This window comes from Micromonospora parva (genome assembly GCF_040649675.1).
In the GTDB taxonomy this organism is placed as follows: Bacteria; Actinomycetota; Actinomycetes; order Mycobacteriales; family Micromonosporaceae; genus Micromonospora; species Micromonospora parva.
Window position 1 is genome coordinate 150,883 of record NZ_JBEZFX010000002.1, and the last position, 14,078, is coordinate 164,960.

The following is a 14,078-nucleotide window of genomic DNA, read 5'->3' on the forward strand; positions in this document are numbered from 1 at the left end:
AACCCCGCTGCCCTGGTCGAGCCCGGCCAACCCCTGATCGAAAGACACCACCATGCCCGATGCCCTGTCCGCCCGCCGTCTCTCCCGCCGTGGTCTCCTGGCCGCCGGTGGCGCTGCCACGCTCGCCACCCTGCTCGCCGCCTGCGGCACCGGTGACGCCCCCAAGCCCGCTACCGGCAACGGAGGCGGCCCCTGGTCGTTCACCGACGACCGGGGCAGGAAGGTCGATGCGCCGGCCCGCCCGACCCGCGTGGTGGCCTTCACCGGCGTGGCGGCGGCACTGATCGATTTCGGTCTCGACAAGCAGCTCGTCGGCGTGTTCGGTGAGACCAAGCGTGCCGACGGCACGGCCGACCCGCAGGCCGGCGACCTGAACGTCGAGGGCGTCGAGATCCTCGGCAACGTGTGGGGCGAGTTCAGCCTGGAGAAGTACGCGGCGCTGCGCCCCGAACTGCTGGTCACCCACATGTACGACCCGGACGCGCTCTGGTACGTGCCGGACGAGAGCAAGGACAAGATCCTCCCGCTGGCGCCCAGCGTGGCGGTCACCACCGCCCGGGTGCCGATGACCAAGCCCATCGAGCGGTACGCGGCACTTGCCGAATCGCTCGGCGCGGACCTGTCCGCCAAGAAGGTCACCGACGCGAAGGCCCGCTTCGACGCCGCCGCCGAGGCGGTCCGGCAGGCCGTCAAGGCCAACCCCGGCATCAAGGTCATGGCCTGCTCGGGCAGCCCCGACCTGTTCTACGTCTCCAACCCCAAGGTGAGCACCGACCTGATGTACTTCGCCGAGCTGGGCGTCGACATCGTGGTGCCCACCAAGCTCGAAGCCGGCGACTACTTCGAGGCGCTGAGCTGGGAGAGCGCCGGCAAGTTCCCCGCCGACCTGATCCTACTGGACAACCGCAGCACCGCGCTGCAGGCCAAGGACCTCACCGCCAAGCCGACCTGGCAGCAACTGCCGGCGGTGAAGGCCAACCAGGTGAGCGCCTGGGACGCGGTGCCCCGCTTCTCGTACGCCGGCTCCGCGCCGCTGCTGGAGAACCTCGCCACCGCCATCCGGAACGCGAAGAAGGTCAGCTGACGAACACCGCACCTACCCGAGGCGCACCGCCGCGCCTGGGGTGGGTTCCGGCTGCCCTCGTCGAGAACGTGGAAGGACATTCCGTGACCGTGCCGACGTACCCCGTCGAGACCACCACGCCGCCGCCGTCGGCATCGACCACCGCGCGGGCCCAGCTGCTGCACGGCGGCTCGGTCGAGCAGTACCGCCGGACAATCGCCGACGGCGTCGACCGGGTCGCCCGCCGGGTGGCGACAGTGGACCGTCCCGGCACCGGAATCACGCCGACCGAGCTGGCCCCCCTGGTCGACCGGGTCGACCTGGACCGTCCACTGGGCGACGCGGGCGCCGCGCTCGACGAGCTGGAGAACGTCTACCTGCGCGACGCCGTCTGGTTCCACCACCCCCGCTACCTGGCCCACCTCAACTGCCCGGTGGCCATCCCGGCGCTGCTCGGCGAGGCGGTGCTCACCGCCGTGAACTCCTCCCTGGACACCTGGGACCAGAGCGCCGGGGCCACCCTCATCGAGCGCCGGCTGATCGACTGGACCGCCGAACGGATCGGCCTCGGCCCGCACGCCGACGGCATCTTCACCAGCGGCGGCAGTCAGTCCAACCTGCAGGCGCTGCTGCTGGCCCGCGAGGAGGCGTGCGTCGGCGCCGTCGGCCCGTCGGCACGCGCCGAGCTGCTTCCCCGGCTGCGCGTGCTCACCTCCGCCGCCGGTCACTTCAGCGTGCAGAAGTCGGCCAAGCTGCTCGGCCTCGCCCCGGACGCGGTGATCGCGGTACCCACCGACGCCCGGCGACGGATCCGGCCGGCCGCCGTCCGCGCGGAGATCGCCCGGTGCCGGCAGGCGGGGCTGGTGGTGATGGCGGTCGTCGGCACCGCCGGCACCACCGACTTCGGTTCGATCGACCCGCTCACCGAGCTAGCCGAGATGTGCGCGACGACCGGCGTCTGGCTGCACGTGGACGCCGCGTACGGCTGCGGTCTGCTCGTCTCGCCGACGCGCCGGCACCTGCTCGACGGCATCGAGCGGGCCGATTCGGTGACCGTCGACTTCCACAAGTCGTTCTTCCAGCCGGTCAGCTCCAGCGCCCTGCTGGTCCGCGACCGGCGGGCGCTGCGGCACGTCACCTACCACGCCGACTACCTCAACCCGGCCCGGATGGTGGAGCAGCGCATCCCCAACCAGGTCGACAAGAGCCTGCAGACCACCCGCCGCTTCGACGCGCTGAAGCTCTGGCTCACCCTGCGGGTGATGGGCCCGGACGCGCTCGGCACGCTCTTCGACGAGGTCGTCGACCGGGCCGCCGACGCCTGGCAACTGGTCAGCGAGGACCCACGCTTCGAGGTGGTGACGCGCTCCGAGCTGAGCACCGTGGTGTTCCGCTACCTGCCCACCGGCCCCGGCCGGGACCTGGCCGACGCCGCGAACCTGCACGCCCGGGAGGCCCTCGCCGCGTCCGGTCTCGCCGTGGTCGCCGGGACCCGGGTCGACGGCCGGCACTTCCTGAAGTTCACACTGCTCAACCCGGAAACCACTGTCGACGACGTCGGGTACGTGCTCGACCTGATCGCCACCCACGCCGGGCGGTACGTGCACGACCACGTCACCGCCGACCTGACCTGCCCCGTCGGCTGACGCCGGTGACCACGAACCCGCGCCTGGAGACCCCGATGTCCACCCACGACTTCGTCGCCATCGGGTTGGGCCCGTACAACCTGGGCCTGGCCTGCCTCGCCGCGCCGATCGGCGAACTCGATGGAGTGTTTCTGGAGGCCCGGCCGAGCCTCGCCTGGCACCCCGGCATGCTGCTGGAGTCGGCCCGGTTGCAGACCCCGTTCATCGCCGACCTGGTCAGCCTCGCCGACCCGACGTCGCCCTTCTCCTTCCTCAACTATCTGAAGGAGATCGGCCGGCTCTACCCGTTCTACATCCGGGAGAGCTTCTACCCGTTGCGCAGCGAGTACGACGCGTACTGCCGGTGGGCGGCGGCGAAACTGCCGAACCTGCGTTTCGGTCAGACCGTGACCACAGTGGAGTACGACAGCACCGACGAGCGGTACGTGGTGCGGGCCGCCACCGGCACGGGGGAGACCGTCGAATACCGGGCCCGGCATCTGGTGCTCGGCACCGGCACCCCGCCGCACCTGCCGCCGGCCGTCGCCGGACTGCCCGGCGACGCCGTGCACAACTCCCACTACCTGGAGCACCGCGCGGCGCTGCGCACCAAGCGCAGCATCACCGTGGTGGGCAGCGGGCAGAGCGCCGCCGAGATCTACCACGACCTGCTCGGTGACATCGACCGGTACGGCTACCAGCTCAACTGGGTGACCCGCTCACCGCGGTTCTTCCCGCTCGAATACACCAAGCTGACGCTGGAGATGACCTCACCGGACTACGTGGACTACTTCCACGCGCTGCCCGAGGCGACCCGCTACCGGCTGGAGTCCGCGCAGAAGGGCCTGTTCAAGGGGATCAACGCCGACCTGATCAACGACATCTTCGACCTGCTCTACGCGCTCAGCGTCGACGGACCGGTGAACACCCGCCTGCTCACCAACACCGAGCTGGTCAGCGCCGAGCACCAGGACGGTGGGTACACGCTGGGGTTGCGTCAGGTGGAGCAGGAGCGCGACTTCACGCTGCGTACCGAGGGCCTCGTCCTGGCCACCGGCTACCACTACCGGGTGCCGGAGTTCCTCGCGCCGGTGCGCGACCGGATCCGCTGGGACGCGCACGGCCGCTTCGACGTGGCCCGCAACTACAGCATCGACCACAGCGGACGGGGCATCTTCCTGCAGAACGCGGGCACCCACACGCACAGCATCACCTCACCGGACCTGGGCATGGGCGCCTACCGCAACTCCTGGATCATCTCCGAGCTGCTCGGCCGGGAGCACTACCCGATCGAGAAGAGCATCACCTTCCAGGAGTTCGGGGTGTCGTCGTGACCACCGCCTTCACCCGCGTCGACGAGCGGCTCGGCGAGTTCGCGCTGCGGCCGCTCGACCCGGACGCCGACGCGGCGCTGCTGCACGGCTGGGTGACCCACCCGAAGGCGGCGTTCTGGCTGATGCAGGACGCCGACGAGGCCCAGGTGGCCGAGGAGTACCGGCGGATCGCCGGGCACCCGCACCACGACGCGTACCTCGGGCTGTGGCGGGGGAGCCCGGCCTTCCTCGCGGAGCGCTACGACCCGGCCCACGTCGAACTTGTCGGCCTCTACGACCACCAGCCCGGTGACGTGGGCATGCACTTCCTCTGCGCGCCGGTCGGCACACCCGTGCACGGCTTCACCCGGGCGGTGATCGGCACCGTGATGGCATGGCTCTTCGACGATCCGACGACCCGACGGGTGGTGGTCGAGCCGGACGTGCGCAACACGGCCGTGCACGCGCTGAACGCCGCCGTCGGGTTCACCGTCGTCGGCCCGATCGCCAAGCCGGAGAAGGACGCGCTGCTCAGCGTCTGCACCCGAGCCCAGTTCCAGGCCGCCGCCGACCGTGCCGCCGCCGACCCCGCCGCCGCCACCCGAACCGAAGGAGCCCCGGCGTGACCACCACCGCCGCCCCCAGCCACCCGCCCGTCGCCACCGCGTACCCCGCCTCCGGCGACCCGGTCGGGCACCTCACCCCGCAGCGGTGGGCCCGGGCCAACCGGCTGCTGGTCCGCAAGGCGCTCGCCGAGTTCACCCACGAGCGGCTGCTCACCCCGCAGGCCGTGGCCGGCCCCGACGACCGGCAGTGGTACGAGATCCACAGCGACGACGGCACTGTCAGCTACCGGTTCGCGGCGCGCGTACTCGCCCTGTCCCACTGGCAGATCGACGCGGACAGCATCACCCGGCACCGCGACGGCACGTCGCTGGCACCGGACGCGGTGGACCTGATCGTCGAACTGCGCGACACCCTCGGGCTCTCCGCGCGGGTGCTCCCGGTCTACCTGGAGGAGATCACCTCCACCCTGGCCGGAACCGCGTACAAGCTGACCCAGGCCGCGCCGAGCGCCGCCGAGCTGGCCGAGGCGGACTTCCAGACCATCGAGACCTCGATGACCGAGGGCCACCCCTGCTTCGTGGCGAACAACGGTCGGCTCGGCTTCGGCGTCGACGAGTACCACCGGTACGCGCCGGAGGCCGCCGCTCCGGTGCGGTTGGAGTGGCTGGCCGCGCACCGGGACCACTCGACGTTCAGCAGCGCCGCCGACCTCGACTACGACACGTTCATCGAGGGCGAGCTGGACGCCGGGACCCGGGCCCGGTTCGCGGCCACGATGACCGATCTCGGGCTGGACCTCGCCGACTACCACCTGATCCCGGCGCACCCGTGGCAGTGGTGGAACAAGCTGGCCGTCACCTTCGCCGGTGAGCTTGCCGAGCGTCGGCTGGTGCACCTCGGCCCCGGGCCGGACGTGTACCTCGCCCAGCAGTCCATCCGCACCTTCTTCAACGTCAGCGAGCCGGGCCGGCACTACGTCAAGACCGCCCTGTCGGTGCTGAACATGGGCTTCATGCGGGGGCTGTCGGCGGCGTACATGGCGGCCACCCCGGCGATCAACGACTGGCTGGCCGACCTGATCGCCGGCGACGAGGTGCTGACCGGCACCGGGCTGACCGTCATCCGGGAGCGGGCCGCGGTGGGTTACCGGCACCGCCAGTACGAGGCGGCGACCGACCGCACCTCCCCGTACCGCAAGATGTTGGCCGCCCTGTGGCGGGAGAGCCCGGTGCCCGACCTGGCGCCGGGGGAGCGACTGTCCACCATGGCCGCGCTGCTGCACGTCGACGACGAGGGCCGGGCACTCGCGGCGGCACTGATCGCCCGGTCCGGCCTGGCACCCGAGGTGTGGCTGCGCCGCTACCTGGACGCCTACCTGACCCCGCTGCTGCACAGCTTCTACGCGTACGACCTGGCCTTCATGCCGCACGGCGAGAACGTCATCCTGGTCCTCGACGAGCAGGACACGGTCCAGCGGGTGATCTTCAAGGACATCGCCGAGGAGATCGCGGTGATGAGTTCCGACGTCGAGCTGCCGGCGGCGGTGGAGCGGATCCGCGTCGAGGTGCCCGACGACACCAAGCTGCTCAGCATCTTCACCGACGTGGTGGACTGCTTCCTGCGGCACCTCAACGCGGTCCTGGTCGAGGCAGGTGTGCTCGCCGAGGACGACTTCTGGCGTACGGTCGCGGCCTGCGCCGCCGACTACTTCGACGGGGTGCCACACCTGGCCGAGCGGGTCCGCCACTACGACCTGTTCGCGCCGGAGTTCACGCTGTCCTGCCTCAACCGGCTGCAGTTGCGCGACAACCAGCAGATGATCAACCTGGCCGATCCGTCGGCGGCACTCCAGTTCGTCGGCACGCTCACCAACCCGCTGGCCGCCCACGCGCCGGCCCGGTGACCGCGAATCGCGGTTGATCATTGTTGCCGTCAGCGGGTGCAATAGGCGGATGGGAGTCCTGAGCACCGCCAGCCTGTTCGCCGCCACAGTGACCACCGGCCTGACCGCCGGGTTGTTCGCCGCCTTCGCGTACGCGGTCATGCCGGGTCTGGCGCGTACCGACGACCGGACGTTGGTGCTCGCCATGCGGCGGATCAACGAGTCGATCCTCAACGGATGGTTCGCGGTGTGCTTCGGTGGCGCGCTGCTGTTCACGCTGCTGGCGGCAGCGCTGCAGCTCGGTGCCGGGCGTCGGACGGTGTTGCCGTGGGTCGTCGCCGCACTGCTGCTGTACCTGGTGGTGCTCGGCGTCACCGCCGTGGTCAACGTGCCGCTTAACACCGTGCTGGCCCGCGCCGGCGACGTCGACGACGGCACCGACCTCGCCGCCCTGCGGTCGCGTTTCGAGCTCACCTGGGTACGCGGCAACGTGGTCCGGGCCGTCGCGTCGACCGGCGCCTTCGGGTTGCTGGCCTGGGCGCTGGTGGCGCAGGGCCGGCTGTCCGGCTGAGCCGGGTGGGTGACCGACCGGGCCGCCGCCGGCTCAGTCGGTCGGCTCCGCGGTGCCGGCGCGCTGGAACGCGAGGGCCAGTTGGGTGAGGTCGAAGCCTTCGAAGTGCTGCAGGAACCGGCGGCGTACGGCGGCCAGGTGGCTGGGCCAGGACTCCGTCAGGCGGGCGAAGCCGGCGTCGGTGAGGACGGCGTTCCAGCCGCGCGCGTCCTCCTCGCACCGTTCCCGCCGGACCAGCCCCTGCGTCTCCAGCCGGATGATCGTGCGGGTCATGCCGCTGAGCGAGAGGTGGCAGAGCGCCGCGAGCTCGTTCATCCGCATCCGCCGCTCCGGCGTCTCGGAGAGGTTCATCAGCGCGGTGTACTCGGTGAGTGGTAGCTGCCGGTCACCGACCATGTCGGCGTCGATCACGCGGGGCAGCACGTGCATCACCTGGCCCAAGGCGCGGACCAGGGCTTCCTCGTCCGGGCTGAGGGGTTGCGGAGTCGCTGCTGAGGGATCGGGCATCCTCATATCATACTTGTTTGACTGAGCAAATGCTTACCCTCCGTGTGACCACGCCCATAGGGAACATATTTGCTTGACCAATCAAGCACCGGTTAGCGTTCCCGTCGTCCGGCACGCACCTCTGAAAGGCACCACACATGACCAGGATCGGGATCATCCTCGGCAGCACCCGCCCGGGGCGTAACGGCGAGGCCGTCGCCCGCTGGGTGCTCGAGATCGCCAAGCAGCGCTCCGACGCGGAGTACGAGCTGATCGACCTGCTCGACTACCAGCTGCCGCACCTCGACGAGGCGTACCCGCCCTCAATGGGCCAGTACAGCCAGCCGCACACCAAGCGGTGGGCCGAGACGATCGCGTCGTTTGACGGGTTCATCATCGTCACCCCCGAGTACAACCACTCGACCTCGGGTGCCCTGAAGAACGCCATCGACTTCCTCTACGCCGAGTGGAACAACAAGGCCGTCGGCTTCGTCAGCTACGGCTCGGTCGGCGGCGCGCGCGCCGTGGAGCACCTGCGTCTGATCTCCGGCGAGCTGCAGATGGCCGACGTGCGCTCGCAGGTCGCGCTGTCGCTCTTCACCGACTTCGAGAACTTCAGCGTCTTCAAGCCCGGCCCGTTCCAGCAGGACGCGCTGAACACCACCCTCGACCAGGTTGTCGCCTGGAGCGCGGCGCTCGCCCCGCTGCGCAAGGGCTGAGCGTTCGCTGATCCGGATACGGCCGCGGGGGATCCCGCGGCCGTATCCGGGCATTCAGGCCAGCCGTGCGCCGGCGAGCAGGTCCAGCGAGAGCTGCCACAGTCGGACCGCCGCCACCGGATCGGTCGCGTGGTCGGCCACGCCTCGTAGCGGCGTCTCCGGGCTGTGGCGTACCGCCTGCTCGCAGTCCTCGAAATACCGGCCGCCGATGCCCGCCAGATGCGGCCCCGCGGCAAGCAGCACAGAGGTCGCCGCGCCCTGCTGCGGGGTCTTGAAGTCGTACGCCGGAAGGCTCGCGTAGTCCTCCTCGGTGAGGTGCCGCCCCAGGTTCGTGGCGACGGCGCCCGGGTTGGCCGCGTTGACGGCGATGCCGTCGTCGGCCCAGCGCCGGTTCGCCTCGACAGCGAACAGCGCGGTGGCGGTCTTCGACTCACCGTAGGCGAGGAGACGGTCGTAGGGGCGTTCCCGGAAGTTGACGTCCTCGAAGACCATCGGGGCCTGAACGTGGGCGATGGAGCTCAGTGACACCACGCGGGCCCGACCGGCGCTGGCGAGTGCCCGGTGCAGCCCTGTGGCGAGTGCGAAATGGCCGAGGTGGTTCGTGGCGAACTGCAACTCCCAACCCTCCGCGGTCCGCATCTCGGGGGTCGCCGACACCCCGGCGTTGTTGACCAGCATGTGCAGGGGCCCGTCCCAGGCGGCGATGAAAGCGGCGACCGACCGTTGGTCGGACAGGTCCAACGACGCGACCCGGACCAGCCGGTCCACGGCCCCGGTGCCGATCTCCCGAGCGGCCCGTTCTCCGGCCCGCACGTCCCGTACCGCCAGGGTCACCTCGGCGCCGGCCATGGCGAGCGCCCGGGCGGTCTCCACGCCGATGCCCGAGGAGGCGCCGGTGACGATGGCGCGCTGCCCGGTCAGGTCGACACCGGCCACGACGTCGGTGGCGGTGGACCGGGCGTTGAACGGTGTGGTGACGCGTGTTTCAGCCATGATCGACTTCCTTGTGTGGAGTGTTCCCGGATGGCGATACCGGCCCGCCGTACTGGCGTACGGTGTCGCGGTTCAGCCCTGCCCACCGATCGTGCGCGGTGGTCTGCGCGGACGGCCAACACGCTCTTCCTGACGTGGCTACAGTCTGTTCCTGTGGCCACGCCCGAGCTGCGCCAACTGCGGTATTTCCTGGTCCTCGCGGAGGAGCTGAGTTTCACCAGGGCCGCCGCCCGCCTGATGATCGCCCAGCAGTCGCTGTCGCAGCAGATCACCGCCCTGGAACGCGTCCTCGGGGCGAAGCTGTTCGACCGTGACAGCCGTGGCACCACCCTGACCGACATCGGCGCCCTGTTCGTTCCCGAGGCGCGCGCCGTGACGGACCGTGCCGAGCAGGCAGTCGCCGTCGTGGGGCGGGCCCTGCGGGGTGAGGTCGGCACCCTCCGGCTCGCCTTCCTGACCACCGTCGCCAACCACCTGCTGCCCCCGGTGGTCCGGGCGGTCCGCCACCACCTCCCCGACCTGCACCTGGCCACCGAGTCCACCAGCATCGCGCCCCTGGTCCAGGGCATCCTCGGCGGGCAGTACGACGTGGCCTTCACCCGGACCCCGCTCGTTCCCGGCCTGGAGTCGAGGAGACTGACCACCGAACCGGTCTGCGCGGTGCTGCCCGAGGGCCACCCGCTCGCCGGGCGGGCCGAGTTGACGCTCGCCGACCTGGCGAACGAACAGTGGGTCATGACGCCGCGCAGCTCCTGGGAACCCTGGCACCGCGCCTACCAGGACCAGTTCCGGGAAGCGGGCTTCGAGCCGACCGTCGTTCAGGAGGAGGCCGGCGTGCAGAGCCTGCTCGGCCTGGTCGCCGCCGGACTCGGCGTCACCCGGCTCGCCTGCTCGGCGGCGAGTCTGCGCCGCACCGGCGTGGTGTTCGTCCCGCTGACCGGCGCGTACGCGCACACCGAGATGGTGTGGTTGGCGGGCAACACCGCCCCGGCGCTGCACCGGTTCCTGGACGTGGTCACGGAGCTCGCGGCGACGACCGACCTCACCAGCACCGGCTGACGGCGAGGCGGTCGGCTCACCGGGTCGCGAGGTGATGGGTGGTGCCGTCGGCGACGGCGTGCAGCTTGTCAGGGTTGGCGACGGTGTGGATGGTGGTGATCCGACCGTCGGCGTCGAGGTCGAAGCAGACGGTGGCGACCACCCGGCCGACACCGCTGAACACCAGCGCCGGCGCCCCGTTGATCTCGACCAGGACAGCGCGCATGTCGTGCGGCTGAACGCCCTGGTAGGTGACGGTGCCGATGGCCGCGAACCAACCGGCGACCGTCTCCGCGCCCCGGATCGGACGCAGGGCCTGGCGGACCTTCCCGCCACCGTCGGTCCACAGCGTCACGTCGGGGGAGAGCAGCTCCAGCAGGGTGTTGAGGTCGCCACCGGTCGCGGCGGCGAGGAACCGCTCGGTGACTCCGCGCTGCTGGGACCGGTCCGCGGTGAAGCGTGGCCGCTGGCGTCGCACATGTTCGCGAGCACGGTGAGCGGTCTGGCGGACCGCGGCCTCGGAGCGTTCCACCGCCGCCGCGATCTCCGCGTGGCTGAAGTCGAAGACCTCCCGCAGGACGAACACGGCGCGTTCGAGCGGGCTGAGCGTCTCCAGCACCACCAGCATCGCCATCGACACGGACTCGGCGTCGGTGACGGCGTCGGCGGCGTCCCCATCGGTCAGGACGGGCTCGGGCAACCACGGCCCCACGTAGGTTTCGCGTTGCTGCCGGGCCGAACGCAGGCGCTGCACCGCCAGGTTCGACACGATCCGAGCGAGGTACGCCTTCGGGTCGGCGACCTGGGCGCGGTCCGCCGAGGACCATCTGATCCAGGCGTCCTGCACCGCGTCCTCAGCATCGGCCGCGCTGCCGAGGATCCGGTAGGCCACCGAGAACAGGAGGTTGCGATGGCGGTGGAACACCTGCTCGTCGGCGTCCGGCGGGCGCGTCACCGGGCGTCCCGCAGGCGGGTGAAGCGCCCGCCGCGCGGCCAGAACGCACCGGAGGAGGGCAGCCGCGACATGCGGCGGTAGGTCGGCCAGGGTGAGGCGCTCACGGTTTCCTTGTACCAGACCGCCAGCCGCCCGGTCAGACACCCGCGGCGAGGGCTGTCGTCGGGGCGGGTGAACTGCACGACCGCATCGTTGCGGCCCAGGCTCACCGGCGTGTGGTAGTAACCGAACCGGAACGGCCTCGGTTGCCTGCCGCGCAGCGTGCGGGCGATCGACACCGCCGCGTGCACACCGGTCGGCATCCCGCTCTGACAGGTGCCGTGCAGCACCCCGTAGCCCTGCCGGACCGCGGCCGCGTCGCCGACCGCGTACACCTCGGGGTGCGACACCGACCGCAACGTGGGGTCGGTGACGACGCGACCGCGATCGTCGACGGTCAGCCCGGCGGCGGCCGCCAGGGGCGCCACCCGGGTACCCCCGGTCCAGAGCACGACGTCGGCCGCCAGGGCCTCCGCGCCGGCCAGCTCGACCCCGTCGGGCCGGACCCTGCTGACCGCCGTTCCGGTGACGACCTGGACGCCCAGGCGGGTCAGCGCGGCCCGCAGGTACGCCCGGACCTTCGGGCTCATGCTCGCCCCGGGATCCTGCCGACCCACCAGCGTGACCCCGAGCCCCGGGTGCCGTTCGGCGATCTCCGCGGCGGCCTCGACGCCGGTCAACCCGCTGCCGACGACGACGACCCTGCCGGTGCCGAGCCGGGTCAGCCGGTCCGCCAGGGTGGTCGCGCCGCTCGGGCTGTCCAGGGTGTACGCGTGCTCCTCGACGCCCGGCACCGCCGCCGTGTCGGTCACGCTGCCCAACGCGTAGATGAGGGTGTCGTAGCGCAGCACCCGACTGTCGTCGATGCGGACGGTCTGCGCGTGCGCGTCGACCGCCGTCACCCAGCCGCGCACGAACTGCGCACCCGTCTCCGCCAGCAGCTCGGGGATGTTCAGCTCGGCGAGCCGCTGCCCGGTCGCGGTCATGTGCAGCCGGAGGCGCTCGGTGAACCGCTCCTGCGCGTTCACCAGCGTCACCTGCACGTCGGCCCGCCTGGTCCGTGCCGCGAGCTGGGTCGCCGCGGCCATGCCCGCGTAGCCCGCGCCCAGGATCAGAACGCGGTGCGTGCCCGCCGGGACCTGCCGTTGCGATGTGCTCATTGTTTCGCCTCTCTGATCGGATTGACGACCACGAGATGCGTGCCGCTGGTTGATCCGTGACATCCCCGCGATGTGACGCCCGCCACGGGCAGTGTCGGACGGCCGCCTTCACTACCCTTGGCGTGATGAGCCGATCTGCCACCGCTGGTCGGGCTCCGCTCTGGCGGGACCGGACCTTCGGCACGTACTGGATCGCGCAGTCGCTCTCGGCGGCCGGCGACTCGTTCGCCTACCTGGCGGTGCCGCTGCTGGTGCTCCAGGCGACCGGGTCGGTGGCGCAGATGGGCCTGCTCACCGCCGTCGCGGGCGCGGCGTCCGTCGTCGCCGGGATCTTCGGCGGGGTGCTGGTCGACCGGTACGACCGTCGCACCCTGATGATCGCGGCGGACCTGACCCGGTTGGTGCTCTACGCACTGGTCCCCCTGGCGTGGCTCGCCGGCCCGCAGGTGTGGCTGCTCTTCGTGGTGCTGCCGATCTGCGAGGCGGCCGGCATGGTGTTCCAGGTCGCCGCGGTGACAGCGGTCCGCAACCTGGTCGACCGCGACCGGATCACCGAGGCCAACGGCCGGTTGCAGGCGACGTACGCGGCGGCGGCGGTCCTCGGCCCGCTGCTCGCCGGGGTGGTGGCGGCCCGCTTCGGTCCGCCGACCGCCATCGCCGTCAACGCGGCGAGCTTCGCGCTCTCGGCGGCCGGAATGTGGCTGATCCGACTGCGCCCGGTCCAGGTGGACGAGGCGGTGGCCCGGCAGCGCCCGCTGGCCGAGTTCCTGGCGGGGGCGCGGTTCCTGTGGCGACAGCCCGTGCTGCGGGCGTTGACCGTCCTGTTGTCGGTCTTCATCTTCCTCACCTACGGCTTCGTCGACGTGCTGATCTACCACGTCACGCACGACCTTGGCGGCTCCGAGGGCACCATCGGCACGGTGCTCGGCCTGGCGGCGCTGGGCACGGTCGCCGGTGCGCTGCTGGTGGCCCCGTTGCGTCGCCGTCGGGGCTTCGGTGCCACCTGGATCGGCGCGCACACGATCTGCGGGTTCGCGGTGGCGGGTGTCGGCATCGCCACGACCGTGCCGGCGGTCACCGCGCTCACAGCGGTGTACCTGTGCTGCCTCAGCATCGGCGGGATCTGTTCGATGTCGCTGCGCCAGGAGATCACCCCCGACCATCTGCTCGGTCGGGTCACCTCCGCGTTCTGGAGCACCCACTACGCCCTCGGCCCGGCCGGTGCCGTCGTGCTGACCTGGGCCGCTGGCCGCTACGGTGCTCCGGCGGTCACGCTCGCGGCGGGCGCGGGATGTCTGTTGGTAGCGGTCGGCGGCCTCTTCACCCCGATCCGTCGCGCCGGTGGGGAGGCAGTCGCTGGACAACCCGGACTGCACCCGGCACCGGCCGGAGGCACCGTTGGTGGTTGAGACGCTATGGAGCTGATGCCGTAAACGATTCACACGGTAGCGCCAGCGCGGCCGGTGGTGGTCCGGCCGGTGGCGACGGTGCGGCCGTTGGGGACGGTCCGGGCGGTGGTGGTGGTCCGGTGGAGACGGTCCGGCCGGTGGCGATGGCGCCGGTGCGGCCGGTGGTGGTCCGACCGGTGGCGATGGCGCCGGTGCGGCCGGTGGTGGTCCGACCGGTGGCGATGGTCCGGGCGGTGGCAATGGTCCGGGCGGTGGCGG

At 71.2% G+C, this 14,078-nt stretch carries 13 protein-coding genes; 9 read left to right on the forward strand and 4 right to left on the reverse strand.

Annotated elements, in window-relative coordinates; all coding sequences use genetic code 11:
• The first annotated feature begins 52 nt into the window (after positions 1-52).
• The 6 genes from AB0C03_RS05925 to AB0C03_RS05950 all read left to right on the forward strand — a co-directional run bounded on the left by AB0C03_RS05925 (position 53) and on the right by AB0C03_RS05950 (position 7,021).
• Positions 53-1,084: an ABC transporter substrate-binding protein gene (locus tag AB0C03_RS05925; RefSeq protein WP_210866803.1), complete on the forward strand. Its 1,032-nt coding sequence runs from the start codon at positions 53-55 to the stop codon at positions 1,082-1,084.
• 83 nt (positions 1,085-1,167) lie between these two features.
• A complete protein-coding gene (locus AB0C03_RS05930; RefSeq protein WP_051708061.1) occupies positions 1,168-2,709 on the forward strand; it encodes a pyridoxal phosphate-dependent decarboxylase family protein in 1,542 nt (513 codons plus the stop codon).
• A gap of 35 nt (positions 2,710-2,744) precedes the next feature.
• The gene (locus AB0C03_RS05935; RefSeq protein WP_210866812.1) at positions 2,745-4,022 is read left to right on the forward strand and encodes a lysine N(6)-hydroxylase/L-ornithine N(5)-oxygenase family protein; all 1,278 of its coding nucleotides are present in this window, start codon (positions 2,745-2,747) and stop codon (positions 4,020-4,022) included.
• Positions 4,019-4,627, forward strand: coding sequence for a GNAT family N-acetyltransferase (locus AB0C03_RS05940; RefSeq protein ID WP_357634769.1), 609 nt, complete (start codon positions 4,019-4,021; stop codon positions 4,625-4,627). Before AB0C03_RS05935 ends, AB0C03_RS05940 begins: the two co-directional genes overlap by 4 nt.
• Entirely contained in the window at positions 4,624-6,471 is a 1,848-nt protein-coding gene (locus AB0C03_RS05945) for an IucA/IucC family protein (protein WP_357634772.1), read from the forward strand. The genes AB0C03_RS05940 and AB0C03_RS05945 overlap by 4 nt, the downstream gene beginning before the upstream one ends.
• A 49-nt stretch (positions 6,472-6,520) precedes the next feature.
• Positions 6,521-7,021 carry an anthrone oxygenase family protein gene (locus tag AB0C03_RS05950; protein ID WP_357634775.1) on the forward strand — a complete coding sequence of 167 codons (501 nt, stop codon included), beginning with the start codon at positions 6,521-6,523 and terminating at the stop codon, positions 7,019-7,021.
• 33 nt (positions 7,022-7,054) lie between these two features.
• Here the strand turns inward: AB0C03_RS05950 and AB0C03_RS05955 are convergent, their stop codons facing one another.
• Positions 7,055-7,528: a MarR family winged helix-turn-helix transcriptional regulator gene (locus tag AB0C03_RS05955; RefSeq protein ID WP_030327358.1), complete on the reverse strand. Its 474-nt coding sequence runs from the start codon at positions 7,526-7,528 to the stop codon at positions 7,055-7,057.
• 137 nt (positions 7,529-7,665) lie between these two features.
• Here AB0C03_RS05955 and AB0C03_RS05960 point away from each other — a divergent pair, with 137 nt between their 5' ends.
• A complete protein-coding gene (locus AB0C03_RS05960; protein WP_030327360.1) occupies positions 7,666-8,226 on the forward strand; it encodes an NADPH-dependent FMN reductase in 561 nt (186 codons plus the stop codon).
• Between the two features lie 54 nt (positions 8,227-8,280).
• Here the strand turns inward: AB0C03_RS05960 and AB0C03_RS05965 are convergent, their stop codons facing one another.
• The gene (locus tag AB0C03_RS05965; RefSeq protein WP_357634780.1) at positions 8,281-9,219 is read right to left on the reverse strand and encodes an SDR family NAD(P)-dependent oxidoreductase; all 939 of its coding nucleotides are present in this window, start codon (positions 9,217-9,219) and stop codon (positions 8,281-8,283) included.
• Positions 9,220-9,372: 153 nt separating this feature from the next.
• Between AB0C03_RS05965 and AB0C03_RS05970 the strand changes: the two genes are divergently transcribed.
• Entirely contained in the window at positions 9,373-10,278 is a 906-nt protein-coding gene (locus AB0C03_RS05970; RefSeq protein WP_357634785.1) for a LysR family transcriptional regulator, read from the forward strand.
• A gap of 16 nt (positions 10,279-10,294) precedes the next feature.
• On the opposite strand, the gene AB0C03_RS05975 is transcribed toward AB0C03_RS05970, so the two are convergent.
• Positions 10,295-11,212 carry an RNA polymerase sigma-70 factor gene (locus AB0C03_RS05975; protein ID WP_357634788.1) on the reverse strand — a complete coding sequence of 306 codons (918 nt, stop codon included), beginning with the start codon at positions 11,210-11,212 and terminating at the stop codon, positions 10,295-10,297.
• Positions 11,209-12,411 carry an NAD(P)/FAD-dependent oxidoreductase gene (locus tag AB0C03_RS05980; protein WP_357634791.1) on the reverse strand — a complete coding sequence of 401 codons (1,203 nt, stop codon included), beginning with the start codon at positions 12,409-12,411 and terminating at the stop codon, positions 11,209-11,211. The genes AB0C03_RS05975 and AB0C03_RS05980 overlap by 4 nt, the downstream gene beginning before the upstream one ends.
• Positions 12,412-12,536: 125 nt before the next feature.
• Here AB0C03_RS05980 and AB0C03_RS05985 point away from each other — a divergent pair, with 125 nt between their 5' ends.
• Positions 12,537-13,820 carry an MFS transporter gene (locus tag AB0C03_RS05985; protein WP_357634794.1) on the forward strand — a complete coding sequence of 428 codons (1,284 nt, stop codon included), beginning with the start codon at positions 12,537-12,539 and terminating at the stop codon, positions 13,818-13,820.
• The last annotated feature ends 258 nt before the right edge of the window (positions 13,821-14,078 follow it).